Source organism: Ensifer sp. R-19 (assembly GCF_049905105.1).
Classification (GTDB): domain Bacteria; phylum Pseudomonadota; class Alphaproteobacteria; order Rhizobiales; family Rhizobiaceae; genus Ensifer.
Map to the genome: position 1 here is coordinate 1321510 of NZ_CP184570.1, position 16938 is coordinate 1338447.

Annotated in this window: 16 protein-coding genes; 1 reads left to right on the forward strand and 15 read right to left on the reverse strand. The window is 64.3% G+C overall.

What is annotated here, in order from left to right:
- Positions 1 to 102 precede the first annotated feature (102 nt).
- Complete coding sequence (locus tag ACN9MO_RS25365; protein ID WP_057255525.1) at positions 103 to 1467, forward strand: FAD-binding oxidoreductase; 1365 nt, start codon at positions 103 to 105, stop codon at positions 1465 to 1467.
- 51 nt (positions 1468 to 1518) lie between these two features.
- Here the strand turns inward: ACN9MO_RS25365 and ACN9MO_RS25370 are convergent, their stop codons facing one another.
- From ACN9MO_RS25370 to ACN9MO_RS25440, 15 genes are all read right to left on the reverse strand, one after another.
- Entirely contained in the window at positions 1519 to 2028 is a 510-nt protein-coding gene (locus tag ACN9MO_RS25370; protein WP_057255524.1) for an RES family NAD+ phosphorylase, read from the reverse strand.
- The gene (locus ACN9MO_RS25375; RefSeq protein ID WP_057255567.1) at positions 2028 to 2396 is read right to left on the reverse strand and encodes an MbcA/ParS/Xre antitoxin family protein; all 369 of its coding nucleotides are present in this window, start codon (positions 2394 to 2396) and stop codon (positions 2028 to 2030) included. The genes ACN9MO_RS25370 and ACN9MO_RS25375 overlap by 1 nt, the downstream gene beginning before the upstream one ends.
- A 72-nt stretch (positions 2397 to 2468) precedes the next feature.
- Entirely contained in the window at positions 2469 to 3254 is a 786-nt protein-coding gene (locus ACN9MO_RS25380) for a crotonase/enoyl-CoA hydratase family protein (protein WP_057255523.1), read from the reverse strand.
- Positions 3251 to 4120, reverse strand: a complete 870-nt coding sequence (locus ACN9MO_RS25385; protein ID WP_113132962.1) for a hydroxymethylglutaryl-CoA lyase — start codon at positions 4118 to 4120, stop codon at positions 3251 to 3253. Before ACN9MO_RS25385 ends, ACN9MO_RS25380 begins: the two co-directional genes overlap by 4 nt.
- Positions 4117 to 6105 carry an acetyl/propionyl/methylcrotonyl-CoA carboxylase subunit alpha gene (locus tag ACN9MO_RS25390; RefSeq protein WP_057255521.1) on the reverse strand — a complete coding sequence of 663 codons (1989 nt, stop codon included), beginning with the start codon at positions 6103 to 6105 and terminating at the stop codon, positions 4117 to 4119. The genes ACN9MO_RS25385 and ACN9MO_RS25390 overlap by 4 nt, the downstream gene beginning before the upstream one ends.
- Before the next feature lie 15 nt (positions 6106 to 6120).
- The gene (locus tag ACN9MO_RS25395; protein WP_057255520.1) at positions 6121 to 6504 is read right to left on the reverse strand and encodes a RidA family protein; all 384 of its coding nucleotides are present in this window, start codon (positions 6502 to 6504) and stop codon (positions 6121 to 6123) included.
- A 10-nt stretch (positions 6505 to 6514) separates the two neighbouring features.
- A complete protein-coding gene (locus ACN9MO_RS25400; protein WP_057255519.1) occupies positions 6515 to 8122 on the reverse strand; it encodes a carboxyl transferase domain-containing protein in 1608 nt (535 codons plus the stop codon).
- A gap of 46 nt (positions 8123 to 8168) precedes the next feature.
- Positions 8169 to 9332, reverse strand: a complete 1164-nt coding sequence (locus ACN9MO_RS25405; RefSeq protein WP_113132963.1) for an isovaleryl-CoA dehydrogenase — start codon at positions 9330 to 9332, stop codon at positions 8169 to 8171.
- Positions 9333 to 9599: 267 nt separating this feature from the next.
- Positions 9600 to 10157 carry a gluconokinase gene (locus ACN9MO_RS25410; protein ID WP_057255517.1) on the reverse strand — a complete coding sequence of 186 codons (558 nt, stop codon included), beginning with the start codon at positions 10155 to 10157 and terminating at the stop codon, positions 9600 to 9602.
- 93 nt (positions 10158 to 10250) lie between these two features.
- Entirely contained in the window at positions 10251 to 10946 is a 696-nt protein-coding gene (locus tag ACN9MO_RS25415) for a class II aldolase/adducin family protein (RefSeq protein ID WP_057255516.1), read from the reverse strand.
- A complete protein-coding gene (locus tag ACN9MO_RS25420) occupies positions 10943 to 12412 on the reverse strand; it encodes an FGGY family carbohydrate kinase (protein ID WP_113132964.1) in 1470 nt (489 codons plus the stop codon). Before ACN9MO_RS25420 ends, ACN9MO_RS25415 begins: the two co-directional genes overlap by 4 nt.
- Positions 12413 to 12455: 43 nt before the next feature.
- Positions 12456 to 13304 carry a sugar phosphate isomerase/epimerase family protein gene (locus tag ACN9MO_RS25425; protein ID WP_057255514.1) on the reverse strand — a complete coding sequence of 283 codons (849 nt, stop codon included), beginning with the start codon at positions 13302 to 13304 and terminating at the stop codon, positions 12456 to 12458.
- A gap of 2 nt (positions 13305 to 13306) precedes the next feature.
- The gene (locus ACN9MO_RS25430) at positions 13307 to 14305 is read right to left on the reverse strand and encodes an ABC transporter permease (RefSeq protein WP_057255513.1); all 999 of its coding nucleotides are present in this window, start codon (positions 14303 to 14305) and stop codon (positions 13307 to 13309) included.
- Positions 14302 to 15303, reverse strand: coding sequence for an ABC transporter permease (locus tag ACN9MO_RS25435; RefSeq protein WP_057255512.1), 1002 nt, complete (start codon positions 15301 to 15303; stop codon positions 14302 to 14304). The genes ACN9MO_RS25430 and ACN9MO_RS25435 overlap by 4 nt, the downstream gene beginning before the upstream one ends.
- Positions 15296 to 16810: a sugar ABC transporter ATP-binding protein gene (locus ACN9MO_RS25440; protein WP_057255511.1), complete on the reverse strand. Its 1515-nt coding sequence runs from the start codon at positions 16808 to 16810 to the stop codon at positions 15296 to 15298. The genes ACN9MO_RS25435 and ACN9MO_RS25440 overlap by 8 nt, the downstream gene beginning before the upstream one ends.
- Between the last annotated feature and the right edge of the window lie 128 nt (positions 16811 to 16938).

Genomic DNA, 16938 nt, shown 5'->3' on the forward strand with positions numbered 1-16938 from the left:
CGAAGCGCGCTTGAGCTTCGCCGGCCGATTTCGGTTTGCTTCGATATGCGCTAAGCAGGGACGCCCGCGGCCGACAATGGCCTCGGAAACGGAGAGAAGCGCATGACGATCGTCGACGACCTGAAACAAGCCTTCGGCGATATCGTCCTGACAGGAACAGAGATTGGCGAACGCCATCGCAGTGACGCCAGCCTGACCGGCCGCGAACTGCCGAAGGCCGTTATCCGACCTACAAGCAGCGAAGAGATCGCCGAAGTCCTCCGCCTCTGCAACGAGAACGGCCGGGCAGTCGTCGTCCAGGGCGGCCTGACCGGGCTTGCCGGCGGCGCCAATGCCGGCAGCGACGCGGTGGTGATTTCGCTCGAACGTTTTACCGGCATCGAGGAGATCGACCCGCAGGCAGGAACCATGACGGTGCGCGCCGGCACGCCGCTCGAGGTTGCGCAACGCGCTGCAGAAGACGCCGGATTCCTGTTGCCCATCGATCTCGGTGCCCGCGGCTCCTGCCAGATCGGCGGCAATCTCGCCACCAATGCCGGCGGCATCCGTGTGCTTCGCTACGGCGTCACCCGTGACAACGTGCTCGGCCTCGAAGTCGTGCTGGCCGATGGGACTGTCATCTCGTCGCTCAACAAGATGATCAAGAACAACACCGGCTACGATCTCCGACAGTATTTCATCGGCTCCGAGGGAACGCTCGGCGTGATCACCCGCGCGGTCCTCCGTCTGCGGCCACTGCCAGCCGGCCGGCTGACGGCGCTCTGTGCCCTCGACAGCTTTGATAATGTGGTTGCCTTTCTCACACATTGCCAGCGCCGCCTGCCGGGGCTCTCGGCCTTCGAGGCCATGTGGCAGAACTATTTCCGCTTCAACGCAGAGGCGGAAAAGCAAAGGCTCTTTGATGAAATTCCGCCTTTCGCCGTGATCGTCGAACAGGATCTCCTGGGTGACGACAGCGAGCGCGATGCGTTCGAGGCCCTTCTCGGCGAAGCGCTCGAAGCCGGCATTATCAGCGACGCGCTGATTGCCCAGTCGGAGAAGGAAAGCCGCTCGTTCTGGAGCATCCGCGAGGGCCACGCGATGGACCAGTTGCTGCCGTCGCTCATCAATCTCGATGTCAGCCTGCCGATCGGCGATATCGGGCGCTTCGCCGAGGACTGCGGCAAGGCTCTTTCTGCGCGGTTCCCGGCCGCCCACGTCTCCTTCTTCGGCCATGTCGCCGACAGCAACCTGCACATCGCCTTCTCGCAACCGGACAGCGACGCGGAAACGCCGCACATCGTCGATGGCATCGTCTACGAGATCGTGCGGCGCTATCGCGGCTCGATCTCGGCCGAACACGGCATCGGCACGTTGAAGCGGGAATTCCTCGACCATTCGCGCAGTCCGGCGGAGCTCGATCTCATGCGCCGGATCAAGCTGGCGCTCGACCCGAACGGCATCCTCAATCCGGGTAAGGTGCTCTGAGAGTACGACTGGAGAAGAACGGCTCCCGGGAAGAACTCTCAATAAGTCGGTTCAGAGCCAGGAGGCGGGCGTTTTCGGCAAGCGCCCATCGGGATCAATCACCTTCAACTCTGCCCCCTCGCCTGAATTCCAGCGCCAGAGTGCGACGCAAGTACCGCCAGGTGACATGAAGGACGGGTAGATCAGGCCATCGAAGCCTCGATCGCTCAGCTCCCGCTGCAGGCGATGCGTCTCCGGCAGGAGGCCGCGATCAAGCGCATCGCGCCATTCGCAGCGGTGAATCTCCTCGGTGAGATCAAGCGCGGCAAGCGTTTCGACAACCGTCAGGTCGGCGAGCCGAGCGAAGCGCAGCTCAAGCTGCGCGATCAGCGCCGGATGCTGGACGAAACCCTGATTGTACTCGGCCCAGGCGGTCGAGAGTTCGCGGGCCGCATAGATTGTCGGCACACCCAGGGGATTCCACCGTCCGCCAAAGCGCGAAGCACCGTCGCCCGAGAGCGGCGCATGCGCCCAGCGCGGGACGTAGGCGCGCCACAGGCGCACCGGCTCGCTTCCTGCCATCAGGCGTAGACACCGGAACGTACGGCTTCGAGATAGGCGAGCACCTTGTCGGCCTTGCCTTCGCCGACAAGGTCATAGGCCGTCTTTCCGGCCCAGCCTGGGATCGGCTGGTGCTTGAACCAGATCACGGCGCGGCTGTCGTCCCCCGCCATCTCGCCGGCCATGGCGAGGATGCGCACGACGTTGCTCAACGCCGCATCGACCTTGCGGGCGCTGGATTTCGCCGTCAGCGTGTTGCGCGCGACCCCGATCAGCTTCGCTAGCTCCGCAAGCGTCACGCCGAGGCGATCGGAAACCAGCCTCGCGGAGAGGAAGGACGAGTGGCTCTCGCCGTAGTGGGCGGCAGAAACATTGAAACTGACAGTCATGGCAGAATCCGAGCTCTTTTTGATCATCACGTAATCAAAATAAGCTCAAAAGGCGCCCATTTCAAGGAAAGCCTATTGCCGCCAGGATGGCTCGCGCTTGTCAAAGAAAGCGCCGACACCTTCGCGGGCTTCGTCGGATTCCCAGCAATCAGCAAGCTGCTCGATGGTCGCGGCAATGGTGTCCCCGGTGATCGGTGGTCCAAGCGAACGGGCCAACCGTTTGGCCCGACCGGTCGCCTCGGGCGCCACTGCCAGATAGGGCTCGATCTCCGCTTCGACCGCCGCATCCAGGGCATCTGCCGCAGCAACGACCGTGGCCAGCCCCAGGGCGCGCGCCTCCTCAGCGCCGAACAGGCGGGCGGACATGAACAACGGCCGCGCCTTGCCCTCGCCGATCCGGGCGACGACATAGGGGCTGATGGTGGCCGGGATCAGGCCGAGACGCGTCTCCGTCAAACCAAATTTGGCGTCGGCCGAAGCGACGGCCGCATCGCAGATGCTCATGAGGCCGACGCCGCCGCCAAAGGCGTTGCCATGCAGGCGGCCGATCACCGGCTTGGCGATCTCGTTCAGCGCCTTGAACATCATCGCCAGACGCGTCGCCTCGGCGACCCGCGTCGCCCGATCGGCATCGAACTGCTCACGCATCCAGCCGAGATCGCCGCCGGCGCAGAAGCTGCGGCCTTCGGCTTCCAGTATGACGGCCCGGACCGAGCGATCGTCCGAAAGCGAATGAGCGGCTTCGGTAAGTTCGCCGATCATCTTCGCCGAAAGCGCATTGTGCTTCTGCGGTAGTGCCAAAGTCAGCCGCGCGACTCCGCGTGCGTCGGTCGCGATCCGGATCGTTTCGAGGGTCATGATCTTGTCCTCAAGGTCCGCGCGAAAGCGGCGGCCTGTTCGAGCTTCGCCGTGTCGAGGCCAGTCGAGAACCCCTTGCCGGTGACGAAGGCGTTGACGGCGAGCGTGTCGACATTGCCGGCCGCTCCCGGCGCATAGGGACATCCGCCGAGACCGCCGGCCGAGGCATCGAAGACCCGCAAACCGCGGTCGAGCGCCACGGCGATATTTTCGAGCGCGCGGCCGCACGTATCATGGAAATGTCCGGCAAGCCGCTCGGACCGAATGCGCTCCAGCACTGCAGCCAGCATCGCGTCCACCGCCTCCGGTTTGCCGCGACCGATCGTGTCGCCAAGACTGATCTCATAGCAGCCGAGATCATCGAGCAGGCCGGCGACATCGGCGGCACTGGCCGGCGCGATCGCCCCCTCATAGGGGCATTCGACCACGCAACTGACATAGCCGCGCAGCAGAAGCCCGCGCTCACGGCAGGCGTCGGCAATCGGGCGAAACCGCGCGATGCTTTCGGCGATCGAGCAATTGATGTTCTTCTGCGAGAAGGTTTCGGAAGCGGAGGCGAAGATCGCCACCTCGTCGGCGCCAGCTTCAAGTGCTGCCTCAAGCCCGCGCATATTGGGAGTCAGCACGGCGTAGCGCGTACCGGGTCGCCTGACAATGCCGGCCATCACCTCGGCGGCGTCGGCCATCTGCGGCACCCATTTCGGGCTGACGAAGCTCGTCACCTCGATCCGCTCATAGCCGCAGTCGGATAGCAGATCGACGAGGCGGATCTTGTCGGCAGTCGCAACGATACGGCTTTCATTCTGCAGCCCGTCACGTGGTGCCATTTCGACGATCGTCACGTGCTCAGGCACCGCTCCGCTCATTCTGCGCTCTCCGGCTGGAGCATCACCAGCACGGCGCCGGCGCTCACCTGTTCGCCTTCACTGACCAGTACGCTCTCGACCACGCCGGCACGCGAGGCGGACAGCGTAAGCTCCATCTTCATCGCTTCCATGACGGCGAGCGCCTGCCCCTTTTCGACCGTATCACCGGGGCGGACCCGGACGAGCTTGACGATACCGGGCATCGGCGCCGACACCTCGTCGTCGGCCACCTCGCTGGAATGACCAGTGCCAAGCGCGTCGGGCAGGCGCAGGACGTAAGTGTCACCGTTGAGGAACAGGGTGATCTGCTCGCCTTCGCGCAGGAAGCGGAACTCATGCTGCGCTCCGGAGATCTCGGCGCGGGCGCCGTCGGTAAACCGGTCGAGGATCACCACAGGCAGAGCCGCCGTTCCGGTGTGGACCGCAAACTGGTCGCGGCCGCGGGCGGCGAGCGTCACAATCGCCCGGCCGCCTGCGTGCTCGATCGTGACGTTCCTGCTGGCGTCGCCCCAGATCTGCCAATGGCCGAGTGACGACCACGGATCGGCAGATCCATCCGGCAGCAGGGCGCCGGTGGAGACGATCGCCGCCAGCGCCAGCGCCGCATCGCTTGGCGCCTTCGTTGCCGTGAGCTGATCGATGGAACGGTCGATGAGGCCGGTATCGGGATGCCCGGCGCGAAAATCCGGCTCGGCGGCAAGACGCGCCAGAAAGTCGAGATTGGTGACCGTGCCGCCGATGCGGCACGCCCTCAATGCGCTTTCGAGCTTTGCCAGCGCTGCCGAACGGTTCGGGCCATGAACGATCAGCTTGGCGATCAGCGGATCATAGAATGGCGTGATCCGGTCGCCTTGCCGGACACCGGCATCGACACGCACGCCATCTTCCGGAAAGCTCAGCGTCGTCAGCCGCCCGGTCGCCGGCAGGAAGCCGCGAGATGGGTCTTCCGCATAGATGCGGGCTTCGAACGCCCAGCCGTCGATGCCGATCTCGCTCTGCCGTTTCGGCAGCGCTTCGCCGGCGGCGGCGCGCAACTGCCACTCGACGAGATCGATACCGGTGATCGCCTCCGTCACCGGATGCTCCACCTGCAAACGGGTGTTCATCTCCATGAAATAGAACTGGTCCGGCCAGAGCCCGTCCGTCACGTCAGCGATGAATTCGACGGTGCCGGCGCCGACATAGCCGATCGCCTGCGCTGCCCGAACCGCAGCATCGCCCATAGCGCGCCGCACTTCCGCGGTCATGCCGGGGGCCGGCGCTTCCTCGATCACTTTCTGGTGGCGGCGCTGCAGCGAGCAGTCGCGCTCGAAGAGGTGCAGGATATTGCCGTGCCGGTCGCCGAAGACCTGGACTTCGATATGCCGGGGTTTCGTCAGGTATTTCTCGATCAGCACCGAACCATCGCCGAAGGCGGCTTCCGCCTCACGGCGCGCCGCCTCGAGCGCGGCCGGAAACTCGGTGGCGCTGTCGACGCGCCGCATGCCCTTGCCGCCGCCGCCGGCGCGCGCCTTGATCAGCACCGGATAGCCGACATTCACGGCTTCTTCCGCGAGGAAGTCGGCATCCTGCCGCTCGCCGTGGTAACCGGGAACGACCGGCACGCCGGACTGCTCCATCAGCGCCTTGGCGGCATCCTTCAGACCCATGGCGCGGATCGCCCGCGCGGATGGCCCGACGAAGGTGATCCCGGCCGCCTCGACGGCGTCGGCGAAATCGGCATTCTCCGAGAGGAAACCATATCCCGGGTGGATCGCATCCGCACCGACCGCGCGTGCGGCAGCGATGATGCGCTCGGCCGACAGATAGCTTTCGAGGGCCGGGGCTGAGCCGATGCGGATCGCTTCGTCGGCAAGTGCCACGTGCAGCGCGCCGACATCAGCATCGGAATAGACGGCGACCGTGCGAATGCCGAGGCGCTTGGCGGTACGCATCACCCGGCAGGCGATCTCACCGCGATTGGCAATCAGGAGTTTGGAAAACATCGGCATCCTCGGCCCCTATCGCGCAGCGATCACATCGATTTCGAGCAACCAGCCGGCATCGAAAATGCCGGCGATCGCCACGGTCATGGCGGGTGCGAGCGCGCCCAGATATTCCTGGCGGGCAGCACGGTTGGCCATGGTGTACTGGCGGTCGGCAAGCAGGACCGTCACCTTGACGATGTCGGACTTCGTCATACCCGCCGCCGTCAGCTGGGCGTCAATGTTCGCCCAGACCTGGCGCGCCTGCGCCTCGAAACCCTCCGGCAATGCGTCTTCGGCCGTCAGCGGCACCTGGCCGCTGACAAAGAGCAGGCGCTCGAAATCTTCAAGGCGCACGGCCTGCGAATAGCCGCCGCGCGGTTGAGGTGCATTCTTGGCGTTGATGTTCTCGCGCTTCATCAGCTCATCCCTACATCCTGAAGAGGCCGAAGCGCGTGTCTTCGATCGGCGCGTTGAGCGCTGCCGAAAGCGACAGGCCCAGCACATCGCGCGTCTTGCGCGGATCGACGACACCGTCGTCCCAAAGTCTTGCCGAGGCATAGAGCGGATGGCTCTGGCGCTCGAAGAGATCGAGGATCGGCTGGCGGAAACGCGCCTCCTCCTCTTCGCTCCAGGGCGTGCCCGCCCGCTTCAGCGCCTCGCTGCGCACCGTCGTCAACACACCGGCCGCCTGTTCGCCGCCCATGACAGAGATACGGCTGTTCGGCCAAGTCCAGAGGAAGCGCGGCGAAAAGGCGCGGCCGCACATGCCGTAATTGCCCGCGCCGAAGGAGCCGCCGACGAGCATGGTCACCTTCGGTACCCGCGCCGTCGCCACCGCCGTCACCAGCTTGGCGCCGTGCTTGGCTATGCCTTCCGTCTCGTACTTCCGCCCGACCATGAAGCCGGTGATGTTCTGCAGGAACACGAGCGGAATTTTGCGCTGGGCACAGAGCTCGACGAAATGCGCGCCCTTCAGTGCGGATTCGGAGAACAGCACGCCGTTGTTGGCGATGATGCCGACCGGAATGCCATGGACATGGGCGAAGCCGCAGACGAGCGTCGTACCGTAGCGCGCCTTGAACTCGTCGAAACGGGAGCCGTCGACGACGCGGGCGATGACCTCGCGGATATCGTAGGGCGTGCGCAGATCGGAAGGCACGATGCCGGCAATTTCGTGCGGATCGTAGAGCGGCGGTTCAGATGCCGTGAGTTCGACCGACAGCGGCTTGTGCCGGTTGAGCGCGGCGACAGCCCGACGCGCCAGCGCCAGCGCGTGGGCGTCGTCACGCGCCAAGTGATCGGCCACGCCGGAAAGGCGGGTATGCACATCGGCGCCGCCGAGATCCTCCGCCGAGACCACCTCGCCGGTCGCCGCCCTGACGAGCGGCGGGCCGGCGAGAAAGATCGTACCCTGGCCCTCGACGATGATCGTTTCGTCGGACATCGCCGGCACGTAGGCGCCGCCGGCTGTGCACGATCCCATCACCACAGCGATCTGTGGAATGCCGGCAGCCGACATGTTGGCCTGGTTGTAGAAGATCCGGCCGAAGTGATCCCTGTCCGGGAAAACCTCGTCCTGGTTCGGCAGATTGGCGCCGCCGGAGTCAACGAGATAGATGCAAGGCAGATGGTTTTCCGCGGCGATCTCCTGCGCGCGCAGGTGCTTCTTCACCGTCAGCGGATAGTAGGTACCGCCTTTGACCGTCGGATCGTTGCAGACGATCATGCATTCGCGGCCCGACACCCGGCCGATGCCGGTGATCAGTCCGGCCGCCGGCGCATCGCCATTGTACATGCCGTGCGCGGCCGTCATGCCGACTTCGAGGAACGGCGTTGCGGGATCGATGAGATTGGCCACCCGGTCGCGCGGCAGAAGCTTGCCTCGACTGACATGGCGCTCGCGCGCGGTTTCGCCGCCGCCGCCGGCCGCAAGCTTCACAGCCTCCTCGACCGTCACGATCGCCTCGGCCATGGCCGCCTGATTGGCCCTGAACGTTTCGGAGGACGGTGAGATGTGAGATTTCAGAACGGTCATGAGGTCCTCATAGGATCGAGTTCGGCCGCTTTCGTCTCATCCCGCTCTAGCTCGTCTCGGTGAACAGTTCCCGGCCGATCAGCATGCGGCGGATCTCGCTGGTGCCTGCACCGATCTCGTAGAGCTTGGCGTCGCGCAGCAGACGACCCGCCGGGTAGTCGTTGGTATAACCGTTGCCGCCCAGCGCCTGGATCGCCTCGAGCGCGAGCGCCGTCGCCTTCTCGGCCGCGTAGAGGATGCAACCCGCCGCATCCTTGCGCGTCGTCTCGCCACGATCGCAGGCGGCTGCCACCGCATAGACATAGGCGCGTGCCGCATTTGCCGTCACATACATGTCCGCGAGCTTGCCCTGCATCAGCTGGAATTCGCCGATCGCCTGGCCGAACTGCTTGCGCTCATGCAGATAGGGGACGACGACATCAAGGCAAGCGGCCATGATACCGAGGGGACCGGCCGACAGCACCACGCGCTCGTAGTCGAGCCCGGACATCAAAACCCGGACGCCGCCGCCGATGGTGCCGAGCACGTTTTCCTCGGGCACCTCGCAGTCTTTAAAGATCAGCTCGCAGGTGTTGGAACCGCGCATGCCGAGCTTGTCGAGCTTCTGGCCGGTGGAAAATCCGGCATAGCCTTTTTCGACCAGGAATGCGGTGATGCCGCGCGGACCGGCCGCCGGATCGGTCTTGGCATAGACGACGAGCACGTCGGCGTCGGGGCCATTGGTGATCCACATCTTGTTGCCGTTGAGCACATAGCGGTCACCGCACTTGTCGGCCCTCAGCGTCATCGAGACGACGTCCGAGCCGGCGCCGGGCTCCGACATCGCAAGCGCGCCGACAAATTCGCCGGAGATCAGCTTCGGCAGGTAACGCGCCTTCTGGTCGTCATTGCCGTTGCGGTTGATCTGGTTGACGCAAAGATTGGAGTGGGCGCCGTAGCTGAGGCCGACCGAGGCCGACGCGCGGCTGATCTCCTCCATCGCCACACAATGGGCGAGATAGCCCATGCCGGCACCGCCATGCTCCTCGCCAGCGGTGATGCCGAGCAGGCCGAGTTCGCCCATCTCGCGCCAGAGCTGCATCGGAAACGCGTTGTTGCGATCGGTTTCATCCGCCAATGGCGCGATGCGGTCCATTGCGAAGCGCCGCACGCTCTCGCGCAATGCGTCGATGTCCTCGCCAAGTGCGAAGCTCAATCCGCCCTGAAACATGTTTATCCTCCCATCGTGCCTGCCGCGCGGTCTCCTCCCACAGCGGCCGTACGATAACGCTCCATCCTCTACGCGGATCGCGGCGAATGCAATGATATCAACGCCGCGACATGGTCGGACGATAGCACCGCGTTCCGCTAATTTCCTTCCAAAGAGGGGCGAAGCCAAGCACGATATGAAAATCCGGAGGCGCCCACCGATTGCATCCTGTGCGTGAGGCGGTCACCGGGCGCTCGCGCGCCACGTCCGTTTTGGATCGTACCACGCTCAGGTGCCCCCCCAATTCGCAAGTCCCACAAGCTGAGCGAGCACCTCATTGATCACGGCCTGCGTCGGAGGCTCGATGTCCACGGTTACGGTCAAAGGCTCGCCGACAGGGTCTTCTAGCGTCGCGAGCTGCGTGTCGAGCAGAGAGGCGGGCATGAAATGTCCCGTTCGGCGCTGCATCCGCCCGACAAGAACATCGCGATCGCCGTGGAGATAGACAAAAGCAATGGACCTGCCGGCGCTCTCGCGCAGCAGATCGCGATAACTGCGCTTCAGCGCCGAGCAGGAGACGACTACCGGCGCATCACTCGACGCGAGCTGTCGGCCGATCTCCTTCAGCCACGGCCAGCGGTCCGCATCGGCGAGCGGAATACCCGCCGACATCTTGCGGATGTTTTCCTCCGGATGCAGCGCATCACCCTCGACGAAGCGGTAACCGCAGGCAGCTGCGATAGCCTCACCGACCGAGGTCTTGCCGGTACCGGATACACCCATCACCACGATGGAACCGGGAAATGCCAGGCGGACAACAGCCTCGGACGCGTGATCGTTCGACATGGCCTTGCTCCTTGCATCTGCCGCGCTCGCTCTCCCTGATACCGTCGCGGCACCGGGTGAACAAGGCGGCTCATGCAAGTCTCAGACGATGTCTCAAACTGCAGCACGGGGGCGGGCGACGTCGTTGACGCCCTCGCCATCCGGTGCCTGGCCGTAGCTCATGCGACGCATCTGGGCGATGACCCGCTCCATCTCGTCATCGGGAAGGACCGGCGGCTCGCCGAGCGTCAACGCCTGGACATACATGCGCGATAGAGTCTCGATCTCGATGGCCAGCCACAGGGCGGATTCGAGCGTTTTGCCGAGTGAGATCTGGCCGTGCTGGCCAAGCAGGCAGGCAACGCGGTCCTTGAGCGCCACCAGCGCGTTGTCGGAGAGCGCCTGGGTGCCGAAGGTCGCATATTCGGCACAGCGGATCGTCGTGCCACCGGCAATGCCGGTCATGTAGTGGAAACTGGGAATGGTCTTGTGATGGCAGGCAAGCGTCGTCGCATAGACCGAATGGCAATGCAGCACGACGTTGATATCCGTGCGTTCCCTCAGGATATCACGGTGGAAGCGCCATTCCGACGAAGGACGAAGGCCAACATAGGTGCCGTCGAAATCCATCTCGACAAGATCTTCGGGCTGCATCGTCTCATAGGGCAGCGACGAGGGCGTGATCAGGAAACCGGTATCGGTGCGCAGCGAAATGTTGCCCGCAGTGCCCTGGTTGATGCCGCTCGAATTCATCCGCCGGCAGATGTCCACCATCTCGCGGCGGAACGACAGCGTGTCTGTCTTGGTCATCGATATGTCCTTTCGAAGTCGCGAGTGAAACTGTTGTTGTGCCCGGTGCGCGCCCGGGCCCGCCATTGCGACGCATAGACGGCGACAGCTGGCGAAAGATGCGAAACGTCGCCCGGATCGGCGAGCGAGAGCGGAGCCGGACGCTGGCGCTGGCCTTCGGTTGCAAGCAGTGCGGCGCCGGAGGCCACGCCGTAGGCATCGAGATTGAAGCGCACCCGCCGGTTTGGCATGAGCGCCGCAACGAGGCGGGCATAGAGGGGATCGCGCAGGAAGCTTCCGTCGAGCACGACCAGCGGCCCCGGCCCCAACGCCTCGACGCATTCCGTGGTCAGCAGGGAACAGTAAAGCAGCGCCAGCGCCTTGCGCTCGACCGGCGTCTCCGGCGGTGGCCCGTTGATGCGGCCGCGGCCGGCGCTTCCCGGAAAGAGACCGTCGTCGTCGCCGAAGGACGGCAGCGCCATGGTACGTCTGGCAATCAGGCCGAGCACGACATCGTCGGGCACCGGGGCCGCTGGAGGTGCGCTGCCCGCCACGTGCGAAAACTCGCGCCCGCCCATGGTGAGCACGCCGCCGAGCGGTTTGCCGAAGACGTCGCTGTTCAGCGTCATGCCGCGGTGCTCGTCGAGCCGGTCGAGGGCCGTGCGGCCGCAAAAGCCGACGATCCAGGTCCCGGTCGAAACGACGATGAAATCGGTCAAGCCGGCCGCGTGATAACGATAGTGATTGAGACTGCTGTCGTGGCCGCCCGCCAGCACCCGCAGTCCGTCCCGCAGCCCGTGGCGGCGGGCAAGCTCCGGACGCACAGGGCCGAGGACCTGCCAGGCGTCGGCGAAATCCGGCATCAACCGCTGCCAGCTGCGAGTGGTAACAATGGGCGCAAAGCGGCGTTCGGCAACGTTCCAGAGATGCGACTGTGCGCCGAGGAAGCTCGCCTCGGATACCGCAACGCCCGACAGGCGCCACGCCCAATACTGCGGCAGGCCCAGATACCAGCACGCAGCATCGACAGCACCCGGCGCGTGCTCCTGCATCCAAAAGAGCTGGCGCGCCTGATGGGTGGCGCTGTGCATCATCGCGCTGCCGCGGTCGAAGAAGGAACCGGCAAGCGGCGCGTAGCCTTGCCGGATCGCCTCCGGCAAGGGCTGCTCGTAATCGATCATCGGCAGGGCGGCACCAGCCGTCGCATCGGGGTCATCGCCGACGAGGACGCCGCCAGAGCCATGACCGGCGGCGACGAAGGTTTGCAGCGGATGACGGCTGGCAAGCGCTTCAAGGTTAGAGAAGATCCATTCGGAGAGGCTTGCGAGATCGTGATGTCGCCAGGGCGGACCGGGCAGCACCGGGTTGGCCACACTCAGCGTTTCCAGGACGACGCCATCGACCGTGACCGCGTTCAGCTTCACATTGGTCTTGCCGACATCGAGCACGGCCACCGCACCGGCTTCCTCGTCTGCCGCGACTGACATGCTGCGACCCTCCCGTCCTAACCCAAACGCACGCGGAGGCGCTTTAGATCAAACCGTATTGTTTGGCCTTGTTGCGCAGGAACGGCAGGCCGTTGCCCATGACCTCTTCCTCGTCCTTTGCGACAGGACGCCAGACGGCGAGGCCATAGGCCACCTCCGGCGGCATGTTGATGAAGCTCTCCATCGCGAGGCCGCCCTTGAAGCCGATGGCGGCAAGCGTCGCGAAGATCTCGTCCCAGGCGCAATTGCCGTAGCCGGGCGTGCCGCGATCGCTCTCGGAGAGATGGATGTATTTGATAAAATCGCGCGCATCGAGAATGCCGGTGCCGATGCCCTTCTCCTCGATGTTCATGTGATAGGTGTCGAGGTGGACGAAGACGTTATCGGCGCCGACCCGCTTGATCATGTCGACTGCCTGCCAGCCGGTGTTGATCAGGTGGTTCTCGTACCGGTTGACCGCCTCGACGCCGAGCTCGATGCCGCGCGTCTTCGCATGCTTGGCGGCTACCGTCAGTACGCGAGCGATGTTGTCGTATTCGGCCTCAGTCGGCGGCACGCCGGTACGCTCGCCGATGCCGCCATAGATGACGCCTGACAGCGCCTCGCCGCCAAGATCGGCCGTCTTGTCGATCGCCACCTTCAGGTGCTCGATCGCCGCATCGGGGCGGACGGATGCCCAGGCGTGCTCGGGCAGACCAAGCGAGCAGACGGCGCGCAGCTTGTTCTTCACCAAGAGTGCCTTGGTGTGGGCGGTGTCGACCACCGGCGGATTGAGCATCGGGATCTCGATGAAATCGACGCCGTATTTCACCGCCGCGGCGACGGCGCGCTCGGCACCGGGACGATCCCAATTCATGGTCCACATGCTCGTATGGACGCCAAAACCCTGCATGGTCACGTTTCCTTTCTGACAAATGAAATCTTGAACTTGGTGGCCACGAAGCGCAGCACCATGACGCCGGCAAGCAGCAGCCCCCAGACGGCGGTCGCCAGATGCTGGTTGGCACCGATGAGGTTGAGGCCGGAGGAAAGAAGCTGGAGCACAACCAGCGCGACGAAGACGGGAATGACCCGGCCAAAGCCGCCGAACGGATTGACGCCACCGAGGAAGCAGGCAAGCACGGTGATCAGCAGGTAGCTTTCGCCGTGGCCGATACGCACGGAGTTGAAGCGCGCCAGCATGATGATGCCGGCGATCGCACACATGGCGCCCGAGAGCGCATAGACGAGCACGATCACCTTGCGCGTGTTGATGCCGGAATAGCGTGTCGCCTCGAGGTTGGAACCGATCATGTAGGTGTTGAATCCGAGCTTGGTGCGGGAAAGCAGCACGTGCCAGGCGAGCACGCAGACGATGAAGGCGATGAGCGGGATCGGCAGCCCGAGGAACGAGCCATGGCCAAGCGGGCCGAGGAAGGCTGGAAAGCCGGAGACATCGCCGCCGCGCGTCAGGAACTCGCCGAGGCCGCGCAGGAAGATCATCATCGACAGCGAAACAAGGATCGGGTGAGCGCGCGTAAAGGCGATCACCAACCCCATGACGACGCCGCTCACTGCCCCGACGAGGATCGCCAGAACCGAACCGAGCAGGAAGGCGCCGAGACCCGCATCCACCCCGCCATTCGCTTGCAGGACCCAGGCGAGCGTCAGCCCGGCGATGTTGGCGGTAAACGTGATCGCAAGATTGAGGCCGCCAGTCAGGATCGGCAGCAGCATGGCGAGCGTCAGAAGCCCAAGTTCGGGAAGCTGGAAGGCGACTGAGCCGAAGGTGGCGGCACTGAGGAACTGCGGCGAGGCAATGCCGAAGACCAGCATGACGGCGAGGAAAGCCAGTCCTGGTCCCGCCATTTCCGGCCCAAGCAGGTTCTTTATGCGATCGACAACCGCGCTCATCGTCCGGTCCCCTTCTGGGTGAGGAAGGGCAACAGCCGTTCGATGCTGGTGTTGGAGAGCGTGATCGCGACCAGGATGATGGCGCCGATGATCATCTTGAAGGCGAAAGGCGAGACGCCCATCAGGTTGAGGCCGTTCTGCGTGATCGAGATCAGGAGCACGCCGAGCACGCAGCCGAGTACCGAGCCCTTGCCGCCGCCAAGGCGAGCGCCTCCAAGGACGACTGCCGCGAGCACATCGAGTTCGCGACCATAGAGTGCATTCGGTACCACCTCCTGCGCGTAGTGAGCCTGGATGAGGCCGCCGATGCCGGCCATCAGGCCAAGCCAACCGAAGGCGATGAACTGCATGGCGCCGATGTTGATGCCGAAGCGGCGGGCGCCTTCTGGATTGTCGCCGAAGGCGTAGAGTTGGCGGCCGGTGGTGGTGCGGGTGATCAGTACCCAGGTGGCAATGACGCAGATCGCCATCACCAGCACCGGCAGGGTGATCTCGATCCAGGTTCCATCAGGCATCTCGCGTTCGAACAGGACGACGCGGTCCGTCAGCCAGTCCGGCAGGTCATAGATCGACACGCCTTTGGTGAAGAACATCAACAGGCCGAAATAGATGTTGAAGGTGGAGATCGTCGCCACGATCGAGATCACCCGGAAGCGGTGGATCAGGAAGGCGTTGACGGCACCAAGCAGGACGCCGATCGACCCGGCGATCAACAGCCCCGAGACCCAGCCGCCGCCACCGATCCAGCCGAGCGCGATCGCCGTACCGTACTGCACCACGGACGCTGCGACGGCGAAGGAAATATCGATGCCGCCGGCAATCAGCACCACGAGCAGCCCGACGGCGAAGATGATGTTGACCGAGCTGATGTTGAGCAGGTCGAAGGCGTTGCCGAGCGAGAAGAAGTTGGCCGTCGTGACCGATAGAACGGCGCAGATCGCGATGATGACGCCCAGTAAGGACACTTCGGTCGCATGGGTACGGACGAAGCTAGGCATAGACAGCTCCTTCGATATCACCGAGCGAAGATGTGCGCGGATCATAGCTGCCGACGATGCGGCCCTGCGCCATGTGCAGAACGCGGTCGGCGTTGAAATAGACCTCAGGCACCTCGTCGGAGATCAGGATGATCGCGAGCCCGCTCTCAGCCAATCGGGCGACGATGTCGAAGATGCCGGCGCGCGCGCCAACGTCGACGCCGACGGTCGGAGCGTCGAGGATCAAAAGCTTCGGATCGGTTGCCAGCCACTTGGCGATTGCCACACGCTGCTGGTTGCCACCCGAAAGGGTCGAGATCGCATCCTGCTGGAGGCCGATCTTGACGCCGAGATCGGCGATCCAGCGGCCGACAAGGCTGCGCTTGCGCTCTTCCGAGAGCAGGCCGCCGGAGAGGACCTTATCGAGCGAGCTGATGACGAGATTGTCGGCGATCGGCTGCGGCTGAATGAGACCGAGCGAGAGCCGGTCCTCCGAGAGATAGGCGACGCCCGCCTCGATCGCGTCGCGGTTCGAGGAGAAGCGGATCGGCTTGCCCTCGATCGAAATCGAACCCGATGCAGGCTTCAGCATACCGAAGAGCGTCAGCGCCAGTTCCGTGCGCCCGGAACCAAGCAGCCCGGTAATCCCGAGTGTCTCGCCACGGCGCACGGTCAGCGAGATATCTTCGAACTGGCCAGGGCGCGACAGTCCCTTCACATCGAGCACGGCCGGCTGCCCATCGCGCGACTTCGCACGCACCTGCTGGTCGAAGGTCTTGCCGGTCATCAGCTCGGTGATGCGCGATTGGGTCATGCTGGCGGCGGGGTAGACGCCGACCAGTGCGCCATCGCGCAGCACCGTAATCCGGCTTGAGATCTCCAGCACTTCGGCAAGCCGATGGCTGACGAAGACGACGGCGACGCCGGAGGCGGAAAGACCGCGAACGATATCGAGCAGGTGATCGGTTTCCGATTGGGTCAGCGATGCGGTCGGCTCGTCCATGAAGACGAGCTTCGCTTCGCCGACGAGAGCCCGGGCGATCGCCACGATCTGGCGCTGGGCGATTGCGTATTCCTTGAGTGGCAGATCGACGTCGAGCGTCACGCCGAGGCGGGCGAGCGCATCCTTCGCGATCTGGCGCATGCGGCCGTAGTCGACAAGCTTCGGCCAGCGACCGAGCACCGTCTGGAAGGCGATATTCTCGGCAACGCTCATCTCCGGGAAGAGCGCCAGATCCTGCCAGATCACCTGGATGCCGCGGTCCTGCGCCGTCACCGGCGACATGTGGGAGTAGGTTTCGCCATCGAACTCGATCGAAGCGCCATCGGCGGGGCGATAGACGCCGGTGATGATCTTGATCAGCGTGCTCTTGCCGCAGCCGTTTTCGCCGGCAAGGCAATGAACTTCGCCCGGGCGCACGTCGAAGCTCACATTCTTGAGCGCTCGGACGCCACCGAAAGTCATGTTGATGTCGCGCAGGGACAAAAGCGGCCTTTCGCCTCCTCCCGCGGTCGCAAGCTGGTGCATGTGTCTGTGCCCGTAAATCACGTTAAGTTGGAGCGGGATGCGGGCGGAAAACCGCAAACACGTTTCCTCAGCCCGCTCCTGTACCGTTGAAGGGACTTGCCAGGCCGGCCGGAGCCGGCCCAGCAGCC

Bases quoted from the DNA above. Each gene is read 5' to 3' on its own strand.
- ACN9MO_RS25430 (WP_057255513.1), bottom strand. From the start codon at position 14,305: ATGAGCGCGGTTGTCGATCGCATAAAGAACCTGCTTGGGCCGGAAATG.
- ACN9MO_RS25420 (WP_113132964.1), bottom strand. From the start codon at position 12,412: ATGTCAGTCGCGGCAGACGAGGAAGCCGGTGCGGTGGCCGTGCTCGAT.
- ACN9MO_RS25395 (WP_057255520.1), bottom strand. From the start codon at position 6,504: ATGAAGCGCGAGAACATCAACGCCAAGAATGCACCTCAACCGCGCGGC.
- ACN9MO_RS25415 (WP_057255516.1), bottom strand. From the start codon at position 10,946: ATGACCAAGACAGACACGCTGTCGTTCCGCCGCGAGATGGTGGACATC.
- ACN9MO_RS25375 (WP_057255567.1), bottom strand. From the start codon at position 2,396: ATGACTGTCAGTTTCAATGTTTCTGCCGCCCACTACGGCGAGAGCCAC.
- ACN9MO_RS25370 (WP_057255524.1), bottom strand. From the start codon at position 2,028: ATGGCAGGAAGCGAGCCGGTGCGCCTGTGGCGCGCCTACGTCCCGCGC.
- ACN9MO_RS25410 (WP_057255517.1), bottom strand. From the start codon at position 10,157: ATGTCGAACGATCACGCGTCCGAGGCTGTTGTCCGCCTGGCATTTCCC.
- ACN9MO_RS25435 (WP_057255512.1), bottom strand. From the start codon at position 15,303: ATGCCTAGCTTCGTCCGTACCCATGCGACCGAAGTGTCCTTACTGGGC.
- ACN9MO_RS25440 (WP_057255511.1), bottom strand. From the start codon at position 16,810: ATGCACCAGCTTGCGACCGCGGGAGGAGGCGAAAGGCCGCTTTTGTCC.
- ACN9MO_RS25390 (WP_057255521.1), bottom strand. From the start codon at position 6,105: ATGTTTTCCAAACTCCTGATTGCCAATCGCGGTGAGATCGCCTGCCGG.
- ACN9MO_RS25425 (WP_057255514.1), bottom strand. From the start codon at position 13,304: ATGCAGGGTTTTGGCGTCCATACGAGCATGTGGACCATGAATTGGGAT.
- ACN9MO_RS25385 (WP_113132962.1), bottom strand. From the start codon at position 4,120: ATGAGCGGAGCGGTGCCTGAGCACGTGACGATCGTCGAAATGGCACCA.
- ACN9MO_RS25405 (WP_113132963.1), bottom strand. From the start codon at position 9,332: ATGTTTCAGGGCGGATTGAGCTTCGCACTTGGCGAGGACATCGACGCA.
- ACN9MO_RS25400 (WP_057255519.1), bottom strand. From the start codon at position 8,122: ATGACCGTTCTGAAATCTCACATCTCACCGTCCTCCGAAACGTTCAGG.
- ACN9MO_RS25365 (WP_057255525.1), top strand. From the start codon at position 103: ATGACGATCGTCGACGACCTGAAACAAGCCTTCGGCGATATCGTCCTG.
- ACN9MO_RS25380 (WP_057255523.1), bottom strand. From the start codon at position 3,254: ATGACCCTCGAAACGATCCGGATCGCGACCGACGCACGCGGAGTCGCG.